Here is an 18584-nt window from a genome sequence, read left to right on the forward strand (position 1 = left end):
ACCAAAAACTATAAACTAAGATAAATGAACGCTATTCAGGAAACTAACTTTCAGTTCCCCGGCCAAACGGGGTTTTATCGCGGCAAAGTGCGGGATGTTTATTCATTCCCCGACAAACTAATCATGATTGCCTCCGACCGGATTTCGGCATTTGACGTCGTGTTACCCCGGCCAATTCCCTACAAAGGACAGGTACTTAATCAGACAGCGGCTTACTTTCTGCGGGCAACCGCCGATATCGTACCGAACTGGCTCCTCGATACGCCCGATCCAAACGTGAGTGTTGGGCTGAAATGCGAACCCTACGCGGTCGAAATGGTTGTACGCGGTTATCTGGCAGGGCATGCCTGGCGGCAGTACCGCGATGGGCATCGGACACTTTGTGGCGTTGCCTTACCAGATGGACTTCGGGAGAACGATCGCCTTCCACAACCAATCATTACGCCTTCGACCAAGGCTCACGAAGGTCACGATGAAGACATCAGCCGGGAGGAAATTCTTAGCCAGGGTATTGTCAGGGACGAAGAGTATATGCAGTTGGAAAACTATGCGCTGGCCCTTTTTAGCCGGGGTACGGCAATGGCGGCTGAACGTGGCCTGATCCTGGTGGATACTAAATACGAATTTGGTTCGATTGACGGAAAAGTTTACCTCATCGACGAGGTGCATACACCCGATTCATCCCGCTATTTTTACGCCGATACATACGATACAAATCTTCAGGCCAATCAGCCCCAGAAGCAACTCTCTAAAGAATTTGTTCGGGAATGGCTTATTGCCAACGGATTTCAGGGCAAAACCGGGCAAGTAGTGCCAGCAATGTCTGATGAGTGGGTCCAGCAAATATCGGCTCGCTACATCGAATTGTTCGAAACCGTAACCGGGCAATCTTTCCGGCCCGCCGATCCAGCCACTGATCCACTGCTGCGAATTGAAGCTAACGTCGGTAAATCACTGGCCGTTTGAGCGATCAACTTAGCTTAGTTCGTGTCCTTTCAGAGGACCATTTCGCGTTATTGTATCTATTTTTTGTGGAATGTCGTCTAATTTGTTTAAAATCTTCTCAATAGAAATCCAAGAACCTGAAACCAGTAATCTTCATGAATTACACCATTGAAAGAAACGAACAATATGCCCTGATTCGATTGGCTGATAGTGAGTTCGGTGGCGATATTTCTACCGATTTCGAAACCCTCAGCCGTACCTTATTCCGGTCGGGTTATAGTAATATCATTGTCGATATAGCGCCCGTACAAGCTGTAGATCAGGCGGGTATCACAATCATACGTAAAATAAATCGCCAATGTTCCAACGAACTAGGCTTATTGGTGTTAGTTACAAAGAATGATGAATTAATAGAGTTTCTAGACAAGGCCAATATCAGCGATCTTACTATTTTACCAACCGTAGAAGAAGCCGTTGATGCCGTGTTCATGAATGAATTGGAGAACGATTTTCGCAGTGAGGATGACGATGAGTACGACGCAGGGGGAAGCATCAGCCGGGATGCCGAGTAAAGGCACCATTACCGACAAAGAGCATGAACAACATCACCGACCAACTAATCCGGCATTTACACTTACGGTATTAGGCGCTGGTTCGGCTACACCTACGCTACGGTTTCATCCGACAGCGCAGTTGCTTACCGTCGGGAATGATTACATGCTGATTGACTGTGGCGAAGGAACGCAACTCCGACTCATTGAGCAGAAAATACGACCGAGTCGACTCCGGTACATCTTTATTTCTCACCTCCACGGCGACCACTATTTTGGATTACCTCCCCTCCTCTCAACCCTAAACCTAGCCGGGCGAACCGAGGATTTGTACTTATTCGGTCCCCGTGGTTTAGATGAGGTGCTGACAACCATCTTTCGGGTTTCCGATTCGCGATTGGGTTATCGGATCCATTTTCAAGCTGTTGACCCGAACACGCCTACCCTCCTGCTCGATCACCCGCAATTGACCGTGGAGTCGATTCCGCTGCAGCATCGAATCGATTGCTCCGGTTATTTATTTCGGGAAAAACCGCATCCCAGAAAGCTCATTCGAGAACGGCTTCCTGATGATATTCCGGTGCATTTCCTGAAACAGCTTAAAGAAGGCCGCGACATTTTGACTGATGAAGGCCAGATTATTCATGCAGCTGATGATGTTACCACACCAGGGCTGCGTGCCCGCTCCTATGCTTTTTGCTCGGATACGCGTTATGTCGAATCCCTTGTGACACAATTGCAGGGGGTCGATTTGCTCTATCATGAAGCCACTTTTCTGGAAGATAACGCCCAGCGTGCAGCCGAAGTCTATCATTCTACGGCTAAACAGGCGGCTACCATTGCGGCCAATGCTGGCGTCGGCCGCTTGTTAATCGGGCACTTTTCGTCCCGTTATAAGCAGTATGATCCGTTCGTGAATGAAGCCAGGACTATTTTTCCAGAAACCTATATAGCCGTAGAAGGCGAAACTATTTCGATCGAAAACGGGGCAAATTTAGACTAAACCATTCGGTGATGCCTAGGCCATAGTTTCAGGAAATGGCCTAGGCATCACCGAATGAAAAAATTGTTTGGTAGGTCTTGAGTAAACAAAGAGCCAGAATCTGACTATATTTAGGCCCAAACCATTACCTGTTCATACATGCTGGCCTTGCACTTAGGCTTTCTGGATGTCGGCTGGCTCGACCTGCTCGACATTGTACTAGTTGCCCTACTTATCTACCAGATTTATAATCTCGTTCGTGGCAGCGTTGCCAGTCGGGTATTCGTAGGTTACCTTCTGGTTTACCTGGCCTACCTTCTCGTTAAAGCGTTTGGGTTAAACCTGTTGACAACCATACTGGAATATTTTATCAGTGTGGGCGCTCTAGCCTTGATAATTATCTTTCAGCAGGAAATTCGCCGATTTCTATTACTCATCGGTAAGTCTACCAACGTCGCCAACAGTCGATGGTTACGGCGCTGGCTATTACGACAACCAAGCGTTCCAGAACCAACGACGTCGCTTCGCCCCATTCTGGATGCCTGCAAGACGCTCAGCGCTGAATTTTCGGGGGGACTGATCGTTATTGGCAAAAATGACGATCTTGAAAAATTTTCTCAGTCTGGTGAATTGATCGATGCCGAGGTGTCAAAACCATTGTTACTGGCCATTTTCAGCCAATATAGCCCCCTACACGATGGCGCTGTCATTATCAGCGATGGGCGGATTCAATCTGCCCGCTGCATTCTCCCGGTCTCTGATGACGACGAATTGCCGTCTTCTTTAGGCTTTCGTCACCGGGCGGCTTTAGGAATGAGCGAAGCCACCGACGCAGCCATTATTGCTGTTTCGGAAGAAAGCGGTCGAATGACACTTGCATTGAACGGTGAATTGTTTACCAATCTAACACTGTCGGAACTCGACGACAGGCTAAATCGCTACCTGCGCGAACCTGGCAGAAAAGAGACTCAGCTATAAAAGGTAAAGGGGGCGTAGCGGTCGATTAAACACCATTTACGCCCCCTTTACCTTTTACAATCCGAGTTAACGTCAATTAGCTTCACAGCCAGCTATTAATATTCCAGCATTCTGGGCAAACTTTTCGCCTGTTCCACAAAATCAGTAACCTGCTCGACCGATGGCGGGCGTTGGGTGAACTGTCTTTTGCTATTAATTTCGATCAATTTAGCGTGCAGGTTTACAGCCGAACGTTGAGCCAGTTCAACAACGGTATCAACACCAGCTTCTTCCATTAAATCACTATAAACCCGGCCAATTCCCTTAACGCGAGCCAGATCAGCCCGGTTCGCCAGGTCAAGCAGAAGCGATTGATCAATACCCGTAGCTGACGCTAAAGCCTTACGGTCCTGTGGGGTTTTGGTTGCTTCAAGTAAAGCGTCACTATCGCCCAGGCCCTGCCCTTTCAGGGCATATACCATAGCGTCTGTAGTGCCACGAAGTTCTCCTAACGTAATGCTCATAACAAATAAGAGGTAGGTTTATGATTTAGTTGCAGGTTGACCTTCAGCCTGCCTATACATTATCAACGAACAAGATACTTTCTTCGGGTATCGTTTAACAGAAATTTTTTCTGAACGGTAAAACTATCGGGGTGTATTTGTTCAAATTCAGCCTTCCATTCCAGGTATCTCACAGGTTCCATCTGATGGAACAGATCACCATTAATTTTCTTCTGAATAAGGTATTCCTCAAAAGTCATACGTCAAATTGTCCGCTCCAGATTTCGTCTTTATCTACATTAAGACTGGATTGATAGCATTAAGTAACAAATATACAGATCAAAAATAATTCAAATGACAAAGTGGCGGATTATTTCCCAATAATACATGATGAATTTATACTGGAACAGATCATGAGGGTACTCCAATCGTCATGTAAACCAAAATCGTATGAACACGCAATTTGTGGCATTTGCCGATACGATTTCGCAACCAGCAGGAAATCCTGAACAAGATCAGATCTTACTGGATGCGTACTCAAACACGGTCGTAAATGTAGCTAAAAAAGTAAGTCCATCTGTTGTACAGATTAAAGTAAGTGGACGTAATTCGGGAAATAGTCAATCTAACTCACAAGGACGTAGACCCAGCCAGTCAAGGCCCGACAATAACGACGGTGGTAGTGGGTCTGGCTTTATTATCTCGACTGATGGCTATATAATCACCAACAATCACGTTGTAGCAGGAGCCAGTAAAATAGAAGTCGCTTTATCAGACGGCCGCGAACTTGAGGCTACGTTAATTGGCCGCGACCCGGCTACCGATATTGCCGTTATTAAAATCTATACCGATGGTTTGAAAGCAATTCGGTTTGCGGATTCAAAGCAAGTGCAGGTCGGCCAGATAGCCATTGCAGTAGGTAATCCCTACGGCTTTCAGTATTCACTGACAGCGGGTGTAGTGAGCGCCTTGGGACGAACCCTGCGTTCGGAATCGGGACGGCTCATCGATGACGTTATTCAAACGGATGCAGCCCTGAACCCCGGCAATTCCGGTGGCCCATTGGTTAACTCACAGGGTGATGTTATCGGCGTCAATACAGCAGTTATTTTGCCTGCCCAGGGTATCTGTTTTGCCGTTTCATCGAATTTAGCAGCACTGGTAGCGGGCAAGCTGATCATGGAAGGCCGGGTTCGGCGCGGCTATCTGGGCATCGCCGGACAACTTATAAACCTGACTGAACGAATCAAGCAATATAATCAGCTTACTACAAAAACGGGCGTAATGGTATCGAGTGTAGAGCCCGATGGCGTAGCCGGCAATGGAGAGTTGTTGCAGGGGGATATTATTGTAGGATTTAATGGTCAGCCCGTTGCAACCGTCGATGATCTGCATCGGCTGCTGACCGATGATACGATCGGGCGTCGGATTCAGTTAACCATTCTTCGCGAAAATCGCCAGAAAGGCATTATGGTCATACCCGGCGAGATGAAATAAGTAACTGATCATCAATACAAAACACAAATAGCCAGGCTTTATAGTCTGGCTATTTGTGTAAATAAACTCATCACGAACCACGGGTAAAAAATAGTTTTATACGAACGAAACTAAACAGTGTATTAAGTTCAATAGTTACGTGCATGTGTTCACACACATAAATCATAGTTTCACTATTCATTATATCACTCACATGAAACGCATCTTGTTCGTTTTATTTATTCTTGCCGGTTTCTCAGCGTCGGCACAGGAGTATAAGCCGTTTAAAGTAAATCTATCGGTAGGCTATGCCAAGCCACTAGCTTCGGGTGTATCGGGCGGTGTTCTGTTTGCGATTGAGCCTAAATACGGTCTCAGTGATAATTTTGACCTTGGCCTCCGGCTTGAATGGGCTGTTGTCGCCCGTGGCGTTGTTGTGAATGGCAACACGTCAACAGGTGATGTAGGTGCTTTTGGGTCTTATCTATTGACCGGAAATTATTTATTTGGGAAAGGTAATGTTCGGCCATTTCTTGGCGTAGGTGTGGGACTTTATAGTATTGCTTCAGCGGGTACCGTTACAGTAAATAATGGTCAGACTAATCAGGACGTGACGTTCGTTAGCGATACCAAATTTGGAGGTATGATCCGGGGAGGTATCAAGGCGGGTCACTTTGTAGCAGCTGTCGAATACAACGCAGCACCGACTACAGATAACAAACTGGCTAACACAACCATCACAAGTGAAAATGCCTACCTAGGTATTAAAGTAGGCTTTGACATTGGCGGTGGTCGCCGGTAGTTTTCAGCGTCAATAAGCAATAGGGGAAATAGGTAATCAGGCTTTAACTATCCAGCCAGAATTACATTAGGAGTTCCGCTTCGAGCCGTGCCACGGCTCGAAGCGGAACTCCTATTACTTATTTCCCCTATTCATTTTGTTACTCTTTTGGTACTAGCAAAGGGTGAAATCGAAGGCCATTGACGCGATTAAACTCCAGCGACGGAGCCGGGATTTTAAAAAATTGCGCGGTTCCAATAAATCGCTGCAACGACGGACTAAACGTACCAATTCGTGACAGATCGGCGTCGGGTGAAATGAAAAACTGTCGATAGCGCTCGAATTTGACTTCCTTCCCCTCTTTATCAAACACAGGTGGATTGTCGTGCCCGCCAATCATGCCACTGCCGCTATAGCCAAAGTCCAGGTTTAACCAACGCGGAAAAGAAGGTCCAACCGGAAGTACCGACGCCAGATTCAGCGACAGCCAGTACTGCTGGCCATTATAATCTTTCAGCATCTGCACACCCGTCGTACGACCCAGTACATTCGGGCGGTAGGGCGGAAAAATTGTTTTCCGAAAGCCGTATTTAAGGCTAACTACCTGCTGACCAGCGCCATATTGCTGCCCTACAAATAGAGCCGTACCGGCTATGTTGGCCACCATATCACCTTTCGAAAATCCCCATCCCTCCGCATGACCGTCGTACACTTCGAGTGTTGTCTGGAATAACAAGGCCAATAAGCCCCCCGTCAGAATGCTGGCCTGCTCATTGACGCCACTCCATCGCATCAGTTCATAACCTCCCCGGCTCATGCAATAAGCGGTGGCGGCATGGCCTACTTTGTCCATTTGCAGCCATTCACGGTTATCATTGAAGGAATGAAACGGTACCTTTTTCTTGTACCATTGCTTACGGAGCATCAATAAAGTTATGGTATAGAACGCGGCTGTTCCGATTAAGACCCCAATAAATCGCCCCTCACGAATTCCCTGCGGATCGGATGCGCCCGGTATAGGGGTTGTTGGTGGCATGGGTTGAGCCCGTACAGACTGTCCCAGAATAATGATCACTAGCCCAACCCATAGTGCTCCCCGCATCCAATGTTTCATGTGCCAAAAATACCAAAAAACCGATGGTTCAGTAAAACGGGCTAAAGCAATACGATGGATAACGATACTGTCCGGGCTTATCACCTGCTTTCTATTCGACAAATAAGGAGGCAGCGACTCGGTCGGCAAAAAGTTTACCCGAATCGGTCAGGCACAGGCGATCATCGTCGCGAGTGAGCCAGCCAGACGCATACATGGCCGCAAGGTCAGCGGCCTGAGTCTGCACAAAATCCGTCCCAAGCAACTTACTCAGTTCGGTCAACGAACATCCCCATTTTGTTCGGAGACCAGTTAACAGATACTCATTAACCTGATCGGCAACAGTCAGGATTTCAATCGTAGCTGGTATATTCTCCTGCTGGATAGTTGCCACATACCGCGCATTGTTGGCAATATTGTATTGTCGACTGAAACCATTGTAGGAATGGGCGCTTGGTCCAACTCCCAGGTAGGACTTTCGTTGCCAGTAGGCCGTATTATGCCGGGCGTATTGGCCCGGTTTGGCAAAATTCGAGATTTCGTAATGCTCATAGCCTGCCTCTCTGAGTGCCTTTGTCAGTTCTTCAAACTGTTCGGCAGCCAGATTTTCGTCAACGGCTGGTAGCTTCCCTTTCTGTTTCCGGCGCCCAAAAGCAGTATCAGGTTCAATAGTCAACGCATAAGCCGATAAATGAGGCACATCGAGTTCCAGCATTTTCTGTAAATCCGTTTGCCAAAGCGGTACTGAACGACCCGAATCAGGAATGCCATAAATCAAATCGACGCTCATGTTGTCAAATCCGGCTTCCCGCGCCAGAAATACACAGTTTTCTGCTTCTGTAGCCGTGTGAGCGCGGTTCATCCAACGAAGCGCAGTTTCATCGAAGGTTTGAATGCCAATACTCAGGCGATTGACGTATCGACGCAATACCTGAAGCTTTTCAGCACGCAGGTCATCAGGATTAGCTTCGAGCGTTATTTCGGCTGTAGGCGAAACGAGGAAATGCGAATGAATTGTCTCAATGATTTGCGCCAGTTCCGGTTCAGTCAGTAAAGATGGGGTACCACCTCCGAAGTAGATCGTTTCCAGCGATTTTTCGGTCAGGTAATCTTTCTGAAGGGCAATTTCAGCACAGATAGCGTCGACTACTGAAGATTTCTTACTCAGATTCGTGCTAAAATGAAAGTCGCAATAGTGGCAGGCTTGCTTGCAGAACGGAATATGGAGATAGAGATGCATCTATCGTAATGACAACAAAGCGGGGCAATGGGTTCCTATGAGCAGGTGGAGAAATTGAAGCTGTAGAAATCTGTTTTCTGGAGCAGACTATCGGCGGTCTTCTTAAATTATCTTTTCCAGAACGATAGTCAATCCATGCCTGCCCTGTACCGTCCCGATAATATCGAAACCACAGCGTAGATTCAGGATTAGCATTTCACGCCACTGGTTATAAGTTTGTGTTCTTACCGTGGAATAATTCTGCTCACGACACCAGTCGTGTTGGCGATTCATCAGCTCTTTGGCAATCCCTCTGCCCCGGTAGGAGGGATCAACACAACCCAGCCAGCTATAGTAATGCCCTGGCTTACGCTCATAGCCCAGTTTGCAGCCTACGATCTGCTCATTTTCCAGAGCAAGCAAAATCTGGATGCCCGTTCGAGCTTGTTGGTAGTTGAGTTCAGTCAGTAAATCAGCTTGTGATTGATTGGTAAAGACCGTCGCGAGGAGGTTCAATAAAGAAGCAAGTTCCGGCTGCGAAGGCAGGCCGTTCTTCAATACATAGTGAAGTTCCATAGGACGAAGATGCTCAAAAGCGCTCGTTCGCCAAAGAAAAAAAACCGATCAATCCGGGCACTTCTTGCAGCGCTTGCCCTTTTTGTACTTCTTGCAGCACTTTTTCAGCACGCAGTCATAACTAAGGAAAGGGTTCGACTGGATAATCGGTTTTGAATCGTTCAGAGCAGTAAGCGATTCAGGAGAAAAAAATTCGGCGGTCATTCGTACCAGTTGTTTTCGCAGCAAAGGTACGCTTGTTTAGATTCATTACAAATTAAAATTTAGCAATAATCGTTCGGCTATTTCAGAAACAGGAAATTTGCGATCAATAGCCTCTTCTTTATTGACTAAACCCTTATGAACCTGGCCTCACTTTACCGGTTTCGTTCGATTGGCGTACTGATTTTACGGCTGGCTTTTGGTTTTCAGCTGGTAAAAGTCTCGTATCCATATGCTTTTTCGCCCGACAAAAAAATGCCGGAATTTATGTCGTATCTGACCAGTCTGGGATTTCCTTTGCCTACAATTGGTGCCTATCTATCGGTCTATACGGAGTTAATTGGCGGCATTTTGCTTCTGTTGGGGTTGTGGACTCGCTGGGCGAGTATCCTGCTTATCATTAATTTTAGTGTGGCTGTCGGTATGGCTCATCTGGCTATCAATGACACATATCAAAACACATTTCCATCAGTCAATCTGCTGGCAGTTTGCATTTTTCTACTCGTTAACGGCCCTGGTAAGCCGTCTATTGATGAAGGCATCAACTAATCGCAACAGTTTACTGATAGCCCTGCTGGCTACAATCTCCCTTAGCGTTTGTTTTGGTCAAACGGCATTGCCCGTTGTTCACGACACAACCTTGACGGGATATACCCGCACCACGCTCACGCCCTTGTATTACGGCCTCGGCACTGATCGACTGGGGGGCGCTCGTATGGAAACGCTCGATTCTGGAATTGTACTGAATTTGACGGGGCTGGCCAGCGTTGACTCTACACATCAATTCTGGCGGGTCAGGCTATCGCCTACACTAACGGCCTTCATTCCCAGGGATCAGGTTGCTATCGATACGCTTCACACCTTTCCCAAAGCTGCGCTTACCGGAAACTGGACTGTTTACGGGGATTCTGCAAAATCAGGCTCAGCATCTCGATTCGATTATGTGGCCGTTCGCCTTCCCGCCCGCTTTCCCTACCGAAGCCAGCAGCAACTTAATCCGTCAAGGCTAATCCTAGATGTATTTGGGGTTACCGTTAACACGAACTGGATCACCCAGCTGGCTTCGGCCCAGGAAATCCGTAACGTTTGGTTTGAGCAGATCTCCGACGAAACTGTACGGCTTTTCATCGACGTCAAACACAGCCAATCATGGGGTTACTCCATTTATTATCAACGCAATACCTTGATGATTCGGATTCGGAGACCTCCCCAGAAACACAAACTTCGCGGCTTAACGATTGCAGTCGATGCAGGACACGGCGGCACAAATACAGGTGCTAATGGAAATGTGTCGGGGCGTTTAGAAAAAGACTTTACACTTGATGTTGCCAATCGGTTACGCTCACTGCTCGAACGGGCAGGTGTTCAGGTAGTGATGTCCCGCATGAGCGATACGCTTATCGGGCCAACAGCGCGTATTCTGGCTATGCGGCAAAACTTACCCGACCTTCTGGTCAGCATTCATTTTAATTCATCGGACAATACGCGCGTACAAGGTGTTAGTACATACTACAAACACCTCGGTTTTCGGCCACTGAGTCAGGCAGTCCTGCATGAACTACAGAAAACGGGGGCCGCCGAATTTGGCAACATTGGCCATTTTAATTTTTTCTTCAACACGCCTACCGACTACCCAAACGTGCTGGTCGAAGGACCGTTCCTGAGCAATAGGTCCGATGAAGATCGTATTCTTGATGAACGGTTTCGGCAGCATATGGCCAAAGCCATCCGACGAGGTCTGAAACGGTTCGTTGCCGACAGTAAGTAGTTTATGGCTTTGGTTTACGGTTGTCAGCGGAGAAAGCCGTAAACCAAAAATCACAAACCAGCCATTACAGTATTTCTCCGGTCAGGTATAATTGTACCTGACCGGAAATATCGACACGGGCTTCATTGAGCTTACAGCGCAGATAGCCACCCCGTTTCGATAGCTGAAGAGCCGTTAGATCTGTCTTCCCGAGTTGCTCGGACCAGTAGGGCACGAGGGTTGTGTGTGCCGAACCGGTTACCGGATCTTCATCAATGCCGGACTGAGGGCCAAAAAAACGGGATACAAAGTCAATTCCAGAATTGGCATCGCCAGGGGCTGTTACAATAACACCACGCGCTGGCACTGTGCTCATTTCCCGAAAATCAGGCTCCAGGGCTGCAATCTGCGCCTGCGATTCATAGATCAGCATGTAATCGGTTTTGCCTTTGTAAACTGCCAGCGGTTTTTCGTTCAGACTAGCTAACAGGGCAGGTGGCTGTAAATTAGCCTTATGCACCACATCAATCGGAAAATCGAGCGTTAGCCAGCCATCTTCACTCCGGCATACTTTCAAGGGACCACTTCGGGAGCTGAAATATATATGGTCTGTTTCTGGTTTCTGTTCCAGAAAAAATACGACGTAACCGGTAGCCAATGTTGCATGGCCGCAAAGGTCTACTTCAAGGGTTGGCGTAAACCAGCGGATATGATAGTTGGCTTCCCCTTCAGTTTTAACGTAAAAAGCCGTTTCGGCCAGGTTGTTTTCAGCGGCAATGCGCTGCATCTGTTCATCAGGGAGCCACTCGGTCAGCGGAACAACCGCAGCCGGATTTCCAGAAAAAAGGTGATCGGTAAAAGCATCAAGTTGATAAATACGCATGGGTAATAACGGAAAAGACCATTGACGGCACTCATCTAGTTTCTAGACTCATTTCGCCCGGCCAGGTTACAGGTTTATATGTTTAGGAATGATATTCTTTGTTCTGCAATGTGGTTAGCATATCCATCGAAAACTCAGTCAATGAAGGTATAATCACATCGGCGATGGTAAATTTGGGGTGATCCAGTTCAAATGCAGCAGGCACGGCCACGGTCTGCATACCAGCCGAATGGGCCGATATCAGACCACTCCCTGAGTCTTCAAACGCAATGCAGGCTGCGGGTAGTACACTTAATTTACGAGCGGTTCCCAGATAAACGTCGGGTGCGGGTTTATTGCGGGCCTCCAGTGTAGCCGAATGCCAGAGCGTCAGATAGTTACGAATACGAAGCCGGTTTACCACAACCTCAATCAGGCTCATAGGCGAGGCCGATGCGATAGCCGTCGGGATTCCCAACCGAAAAAATAACTCCAGTGCTTCAATAGCACCCGGCATCGGTTCGGCTAAGTTGGCAATACGCTCGTGAACACCGGCCGTAATGGCATCGCCAAGATCGGCATGACTACGGCCTGCGGCTGCTTCCTCACTCCAGGGTGCTCGTGCAAACCAATAATTCACAACATCTGGAATTGGCAACCCTGTCGTTTGTTTGCACTCATCGTCGGTCAGGTATAGCCCGACTGTTGCGAATACTTCGCGTTCCATGGCCCGCCAGTGGGGTTCAGAGTCCACCAGCAGCCCATCCATATCAAATATTGCTGCGTGTATCAAAATAAGTCATGAGTAGTTAGTGTCGCGCCATCGATACGACGGGCAGTCATTCGGACGAAAAGTAGGTTGACCCCTGAATCACTGCCGCCATTTCTCACACGTCGGCTCTACGAAAAGGTTTCACATCGACTTTGTCCCAGACGCCCTGAACGATGTAAGGATCAGACTTGAGGTAGTCGGCCAGCTGCTCTTCTGTTTCCAGATCGAGGAGTAACATAGAGCCGATCATTTGTCCAACCGGATCAAGAAGTGCACCACCAAGGACAAACTGGCCTTTTGCTTTTAACTCGCGGACATAGTCGAGATGAGCGGGCCTGGTAGCCATACGCCGGTCAAGCGCATCGGCATCGGTGTGATCGTAAGCATGAACAACGTATTGCATCGAAGCAAAGAAGGATTTTATTAGGCAAGATACCATCTTTCGGCAAACTACCGATTAGCATTTTTTGCCTTACCCATAAAAAAATTAGAATTTGATTAGAGAATAACCGTAGCAGTTGTTCAGCATTCGCTGACACACTCGTTTAAAGTTTCTGTAGCCTCTTTTTTAGATAAGCTACGTGATTAGCAGCTTTGTGGCTAATTTGTGCCACACAACCCGAATTATGTGTTTTATGACAAAAACTACGCTTCATCAATGTGGTTCGTACCTCTATCGACCACTACTTCTGGCATTCGTTTCCGCGAATGCCTTTGCTCAGCCTTCACCAAAGGTCGAGAAGCCATCAGACAGGCTTCAACTCACCGTTGACGCCATTATGCAGGATCCCAAGGTCTGGATGGGTACTTCGCCCTCCAATCCATACTGGTCCGACGACTCGAAGACACTTTATTTTGACTGGAATCCTGATAAGAACAAAAGTGATTCGCTGTATAAAGTGACTTTCACGACTGGAAAAACCCTAACGGCATCGCAACCGCAGAAGGTAAGTCCGGCCGATCGTCGCCTTCTGCCGACCGAACCAATCGCGGCTTTCAATCGCGCACGCACGCAGCGTCTCTTCGAACGGCAGGGAGATATTTACTGGATCGATGTCAAGACCGGGCGAATTCGTCAGCTCACCAATACCGTTGAGATGGAAGCCAATCCTGTTTTTTCTGGCGACGAACAGCGGGTTATTTTCCGACGTACACCCAATCTGTTCAGCATCAACCTTCAATCGGGCGAACTGATGCAATTGACCGATTTCCGGACGGGTGCTAAAAAAGCCGAGCCTAAGCTAACCGACGAAGAGAAATTTCTGAAGCAGGATCAGCTTCGCTTATCAACGGTTCTGAAAGAGCGTAAGGCCAAGAAAGACGAAGCAGACCGTATCAGCAAAGCAGACAAGCCCAAACGTCCTAAAGAAATTTACCTGGATGACAAACAATTGTTTAATCCTCAGGTCAGTCCTGATGGGCGCTTTGTAACTTACCGACTCTCTAAAAATGCGACCAATGCCAAAAATGCGCAGGTGCCAACTTATGTAACGGAGTCGGGTTATACCGAAGAACTCCCGGCACGGACTAAAGTGGGTGCTCCATTAGCCAGCCAGGAATTTTTCGTGTATGATAGTGTCAAAGATACCGTCCGGGCGGTAAGCGTCAAGGATATTCCGGGAATCGGTGATAAGCCAGAATACCTAAAAACGGTTTCCAGTGCCAAACCAGATACAGCAAAAAAAACACGTCCGGTTACCATCAATGGCCCAGTATGGTCTGAAGATGGCAAATTGTGTGTGGTTGTCGTTCGGTCGCAGGATAACAAAGATCGGTGGATCATGCGGTTCGAACCCGAAACGCTTAAACTGACATTGCTCGATCGCCAGCACGATGAAGCCTGGATTGGCGGACCTGGTATTGGCACCGCAAATTCGCCGGGCAACATGGGCTTTCTGGCCGATAATCAAACGCTGTGGTTTCAGTCGGAAGCTGATGGTTATTCGCACCTCTATTCGATCAACGTATTGGCAGGCGGCCAAAAGAAGCAGCTGACTTCAGGAAAATTTGAAGTACAGCAGGTTCTGCCATCAAAAGACAAAGCCTATTTTTTCCTGCAAACCAATGAGGTGCATCCCGGCGAGCAGCACTTTTACCGGATGGCGGTGAACAGCGGTGAACGCGTTCGTCTGACAACAATGACCGGTGCGAATGAGGTAACGCTTTCGCCCGATGAAACCCGTCTGGCCATCCGTTATTCGTCCAGTAACCAGCCCTGGGAGCTATATGTGGCAGAGATTGGTCTACCGTCGGCTGCTGCAAAGAAGACACTGGCCAGTAGTGCTCCCATCAAGTTAACCAGCTCACAAACTGAAGGCTTCAAAAGTTACCCCTGGCGTGAGGCTACGCTCGTAACGATCCCCGCCAGCGATGGCCAGACGATCTATGCCCGTTTGTATAAGCCCGAAAGACCCACCGGCAAAAGTGTCGTATTTGTTCATGGCGCAGGCTATCTTCAAAATGCGCATAAGTGGTGGAGCCAGTACTTCCGCGAATACATGTTCCATAACCTGCTCGTCGACAAGGGCTATACTGTACTCGATATCGATTACCGGGCTAGTGCGGGCTATGGCCGTGACTGGCGTACGGGCATCTATCGGTTTATGGGCGGAAAAGATTTAACTGACCATGTTGATGCCGCGAAATGGCTTGTACAAACGCAGGGTGTCGATGCCAACCGAATCGGTATTTATGGTGGTTCTTATGGTGGCTTTATCACACTGATGGCCATGTTTACCACCCCTGATGTATTTAAAGCGGGGGCAGCGCTACGGCCTGTAACTGACTGGGCAGCCTATAACCATCCGTATACGGCTAATATCCTGAACGAACCTCAGCTCGATTCTCTGTCCTACCGTCGTTCGTCGCCGATTTATTTTGCCGAAGGCTTAAAGGGTTATTTGCTCATTTGCCACGGAATGGTCGACGTAAACGTGCATTTTCAGGATACGGTCCGGCTCATGCAACGGCTGATCGAGCTTAAAAAAGACAATTGGGAAGTGGCTGCGTACCCGATGGAAGATCATGGTTTCGTAGAACCTTCGAGTTGGACGGACGAATACAAGCGGATTCTGAAGTTGTTTGAAGAACGGCTGTAGACAGTGGGCAGTCTTCAGTAGGCAGCCCGTTCACTGCTTACTGAAGACTGCCTACTGAAGACTTACTCTACCAGAATTCTAATTACAGATCGGCGATCACCAGCTTCGGCTTTCAGCATATACTGGCCTGAAGAAATGCCGGTCAATGGCCACTCAGCCTGCTTTTTACCCGTAAATGCGGGAATTTGATAATCCCGAACGGCTCGACCTGACTGATCGATTAACTGTACCTGTACAGCCTGCCGTTGTGTTTGTTCAATTTCCAGTCGCAACCGATCTGTGACCGGATTCGGCACCACTCGCACCGACAAGTCGCCAATGGGCTCTGAGGCCGTTAACACAAACGTCACAAAGTTGGAAGGCAAAGATGCACATCCCCCTTGAGTCACAACAACGTAATAACGGCCACTCTGGAAAGGAACTAACGTAGAGGTCGTCGCATTCGGCACCGGTTTGCCAGCGCTCGTATCCACTGTTACATACCATTGAATACCCGTCACCTCAACGATCGAAAGGCTAGTACTTGTCTGCGTAATAACCGGCTTTGGCGGGATCGGAGCCAGCGCTTTTACCGTAACAAACGTCGTGGTGGTCGTACAGCGATTACTATCCAGAACACTAACGGTGTAAGTACCTTCAGATAGGCCAGTCTGCGTTGGCGTCCGGGCTTTCAGGGTATCTTTCCGTTCGGTCTGCCAGTAGAACACGAACGGCTTGGTTCCTCCGGTGAGTTGTACGGCCGCTTCACCATCGCGTCCACCCGTACACGGAACATCTTTTATACGACCAGGCGACAGCGACATGGATGATGCATCGGTAACAGCGACAGCCACCGAATCGGTACAGCCAACTTCGTCGGAAATCCGGAAACGATACGTACCTGGCGGTAACCCTGCAAATTGATTACTGGCCTGAAACGGCCGACCAATTAACTGAAACTGCCGTCCTGTTCCGGTGCCACCACCGCTAGTCAGCGCCACTTGGCCCGTTGGGCAAACACAACAGGTAGCTGGCACGATGGAAGCCTGTACTTTCAGGGGATCAGATTTACCAATTGTAACGGGTAAGAGTGCTGTACACCCATTTGAATCGGTCCCTACAACCGTGTAATCACCCAGCGCAAGCGCTTTGAATACATTACTTTTCTGGGGCGTTTTGGTAGATGTCAGCTGATATTGAACAGATCCCGTTCCGCCACTTGGCGTTAGTGTAATGGCACCACTATTATCGCCAAAACAATTGACTGGTGTAACCGCAGCGGTCAGTTTCAGGGGCAATGGTTCCGGTACAGCTATTGATTTTTTCCCTAAACAGCCACTCCCATCTTTAACCGTAACCTCATAGGTATTAGCCGCAAGGCCAGTGAACAATGTTCCCGCCTGAAAGACACCCGCACCGATCTGATATTGATAGGAGCCTGTGCCGCCCGAGCTCAAAATATTAATCGTACCATCGGCAGAGCCCGTACATTTTGCCGACCCGATAGTAGCTTTTATATCAATTGCCTGAGGAGCCCCAATCACGGCGGTCTGTGATGTGGCACAGCCAGTTCCGTCAACTGCCGTAACGATGTAGGCAGTCTTGTCTTTCAAATCGAAAAATGATTCCCCAGTCTGTAACTGCCCACCATTGATCTGAAATTGGTAAGGAGCATTTCCGCCCGTGGCGGCAACGAATACCCCCCCATCGGATCCACCTGAACATTTTGCATTGACAACTTTTACGGTCAAAACTACAGGCGTAGGTTCTTTAATCTGTGCGGTAGTTTGGGCTGTACACCCAAGAACGTCTTTAACTGATACCTGATAAGTTCCGGCCTTTAAGTTTGAGAAAATATTTTCTACCTGAGATCCTTGCCCGTTCAGCTGAAACTGCCGCGGCCCTGTACCACCAGAGGCTGTAATAAAAATCTGGCCCGTACTGGCCCCCGTACAATTGGCGGGTGTAACAGCACTGGATATCGTTAATCCCGGAGCAATTGCCAGTTGGGCCGCTGAACTTGACACATTCCCGCATTGGTTCGATAAAGTAACAGCATAAGCTCCCGCCTGGGCCATAGTAATGCTGGCCAGCGACAGTTGAGGACTATTCGAACCAGCTATCGGCACTCCGTTTCGAGACCACGAATATGCAATACCAGAACCGTTTGCAGTAACCGAAAACGATACCGCAGCGCCTTCACAGGCCGATGTAGATGCCGGGTTGCTGGTAAGAACTATTGGCTGATTGACCACAACCTGGCTAGTTGCCGAAGCAGTCGTTGTTCCCTGTGGCCCGCTTACGGAGCAGGTGGCTGTGTAGCTTGTTGTTTGAGCAGGACTCACCGTAATGCTTGCACCTGTCTGATTAGTCGACCACCGAACTGTGCCGGCAACCGGACAACCTGTCAGCGCCAGAGCAACGCTTCTGCCTGCACATATTGCTGGAGAAGCTGGTGTAAGGGATAGGGTGATAGGATCCGCCAACGGGCTTTCGACATCTGCACCGGGTCTAGTTTCACTAATAGCTACATAAGAAGTAGGGTTATCTTTAGCCTTGATTGGTTGGAGGAAAGCGATTAGCAGCAGGAAACCAGAAACAGGTACTAGCCAACACTGTGTAAAGGAAAACCAATAAAATAACGGTAAACGAAATTTCATGAACTAAACAGATTTTTACGTGGACAAAGTTATCTGATTATAAGCATCAACCCACAGATTTAATAATTAGCATAAATGATATAGTAGAAATTATTCAGGCAGCACATTCTACTTTAATAAAATGAAGCAATCGGCGATCTAAAAAAACAAACCCGATCCTGAGAAGATCGGGTTTGTTTTGC

17 protein-coding genes are annotated in these 18584 nt (G+C 48.2%); 9 read left to right on the top strand and 8 right to left on the bottom strand.

The window, feature by feature from the left end:
- Window positions 1-24: 24 nt before the first annotated feature.
- The 4 genes from G8759_RS31545 (at window position 25) to cdaA (ending at window position 3456) form a co-directional block, all read left to right on the top strand.
- A complete protein-coding gene (locus tag G8759_RS31545; protein ID WP_167217146.1) occupies window positions 25-966 on the top strand; it encodes a phosphoribosylaminoimidazolesuccinocarboxamide synthase in 942 nt (313 codons plus the stop codon).
- A 134-nt stretch (window positions 967-1100) separates the two neighbouring features.
- Window positions 1101-1517, top strand: a complete 417-nt coding sequence (locus G8759_RS31550) for an STAS domain-containing protein (RefSeq protein WP_167217148.1) — start codon at window positions 1101-1103, stop codon at window positions 1515-1517.
- On the top strand, window positions 1474-2499 hold the full coding sequence (locus G8759_RS31555) for a ribonuclease Z (RefSeq protein ID WP_167217150.1): 1026 nt from the start codon (window positions 1474-1476) through the stop codon (window positions 2497-2499). Before G8759_RS31550 ends, G8759_RS31555 begins: the two co-directional genes overlap by 44 nt.
- A gap of 138 nt (window positions 2500-2637) precedes the next feature.
- Window positions 2638-3456, top strand: coding sequence for a diadenylate cyclase CdaA (gene cdaA, locus G8759_RS31560; RefSeq protein WP_167217152.1), 819 nt, complete (start codon window positions 2638-2640; stop codon window positions 3454-3456).
- A 95-nt stretch (window positions 3457-3551) separates the two neighbouring features.
- On the opposite strand, the gene G8759_RS31565 is transcribed toward cdaA, so the two are convergent.
- Complete coding sequence (locus G8759_RS31565) at window positions 3552-3959, bottom strand: DUF4332 domain-containing protein (protein WP_162390029.1); 408 nt, start codon at window positions 3957-3959, stop codon at window positions 3552-3554.
- A gap of 429 nt (window positions 3960-4388) precedes the next feature.
- Here G8759_RS31565 and G8759_RS31570 point away from each other — a divergent pair, with 429 nt between their 5' ends.
- Both G8759_RS31570 and G8759_RS31575 read left to right on the top strand, forming a co-directional pair.
- On the top strand, window positions 4389-5435 hold the full coding sequence (locus G8759_RS31570) for a S1C family serine protease (protein ID WP_167217154.1): 1047 nt from the start codon (window positions 4389-4391) through the stop codon (window positions 5433-5435).
- Window positions 5436-5628: 193 nt separating this feature from the next.
- Window positions 5629-6216, top strand: coding sequence for an outer membrane beta-barrel protein (locus G8759_RS31575; protein WP_167217156.1), 588 nt, complete (start codon window positions 5629-5631; stop codon window positions 6214-6216).
- A gap of 139 nt (window positions 6217-6355) precedes the next feature.
- Here the strand turns inward: G8759_RS31575 and G8759_RS31580 are convergent, their stop codons facing one another.
- From G8759_RS31580 to G8759_RS31590, 3 genes are all read right to left on the bottom strand, one after another.
- Entirely contained in the window at window positions 6356-7309 is a 954-nt protein-coding gene (locus G8759_RS31580; RefSeq protein WP_232074020.1) for a DUF2279 domain-containing protein, read from the bottom strand.
- A gap of 91 nt (window positions 7310-7400) precedes the next feature.
- Window positions 7401-8528, bottom strand: coding sequence for a radical SAM family heme chaperone HemW (hemW, locus tag G8759_RS31585; protein WP_167217158.1), 1128 nt, complete (start codon window positions 8526-8528; stop codon window positions 7401-7403).
- Window positions 8529-8630: 102 nt separating this feature from the next.
- Window positions 8631-9083, bottom strand: coding sequence for a GNAT family N-acetyltransferase (locus G8759_RS31590; RefSeq protein WP_167217160.1), 453 nt, complete (start codon window positions 9081-9083; stop codon window positions 8631-8633).
- Between the two features lie 339 nt (window positions 9084-9422).
- Here G8759_RS31590 and G8759_RS31595 point away from each other — a divergent pair, with 339 nt between their 5' ends.
- The gene (locus G8759_RS31595) at window positions 9423-9833 is read left to right on the top strand and encodes a DoxX family protein (RefSeq protein WP_167217162.1); all 411 of its coding nucleotides are present in this window, start codon (window positions 9423-9425) and stop codon (window positions 9831-9833) included.
- Complete coding sequence (locus tag G8759_RS31600) at window positions 9817-11052, top strand: N-acetylmuramoyl-L-alanine amidase family protein (protein ID WP_167217164.1); 1236 nt, start codon at window positions 9817-9819, stop codon at window positions 11050-11052. The genes G8759_RS31595 and G8759_RS31600 overlap by 17 nt, the downstream gene beginning before the upstream one ends.
- Window positions 11053-11116: 64 nt before the next feature.
- Here G8759_RS31600 and G8759_RS31605 read toward each other — a convergent pair whose 3' ends face one another.
- The 3 genes from G8759_RS31605 to G8759_RS31615 form a co-directional block, all read right to left on the bottom strand.
- Window positions 11117-11914 (bottom strand): PhzF family phenazine biosynthesis protein, encoded by a 798-nt coding sequence (locus tag G8759_RS31605; RefSeq protein ID WP_162390021.1) that lies wholly within the window; start codon window positions 11912-11914, stop codon window positions 11117-11119.
- A gap of 82 nt (window positions 11915-11996) precedes the next feature.
- Window positions 11997-12662, bottom strand: a complete 666-nt coding sequence (locus tag G8759_RS31610; protein ID WP_232074330.1) for an HAD-IA family hydrolase — start codon at window positions 12660-12662, stop codon at window positions 11997-11999.
- A 118-nt stretch (window positions 12663-12780) separates the two neighbouring features.
- Window positions 12781-13068, bottom strand: coding sequence for a YciI family protein (locus G8759_RS31615; RefSeq protein WP_162390019.1), 288 nt, complete (start codon window positions 13066-13068; stop codon window positions 12781-12783).
- A 232-nt stretch (window positions 13069-13300) separates the two neighbouring features.
- Between G8759_RS31615 and G8759_RS31620 the strand changes: the two genes are divergently transcribed.
- Complete coding sequence (locus G8759_RS31620; protein WP_167217169.1) at window positions 13301-15763, top strand: prolyl oligopeptidase family serine peptidase; 2463 nt, start codon at window positions 13301-13303, stop codon at window positions 15761-15763.
- A gap of 62 nt (window positions 15764-15825) precedes the next feature.
- On the opposite strand, the gene G8759_RS31625 is transcribed toward G8759_RS31620, so the two are convergent.
- Window positions 15826-18402, bottom strand: a complete 2577-nt coding sequence (locus tag G8759_RS31625; protein WP_232074021.1) for a T9SS type A sorting domain-containing protein — start codon at window positions 18400-18402, stop codon at window positions 15826-15828.
- Window positions 18403-18584 lie beyond the last annotated feature (182 nt).

This window comes from Spirosoma aureum, from assembly GCF_011604685.1.
In the GTDB taxonomy this organism is placed as follows: Bacteria; Bacteroidota; Bacteroidia; order Cytophagales; family Spirosomataceae; genus Spirosoma; species Spirosoma aureum.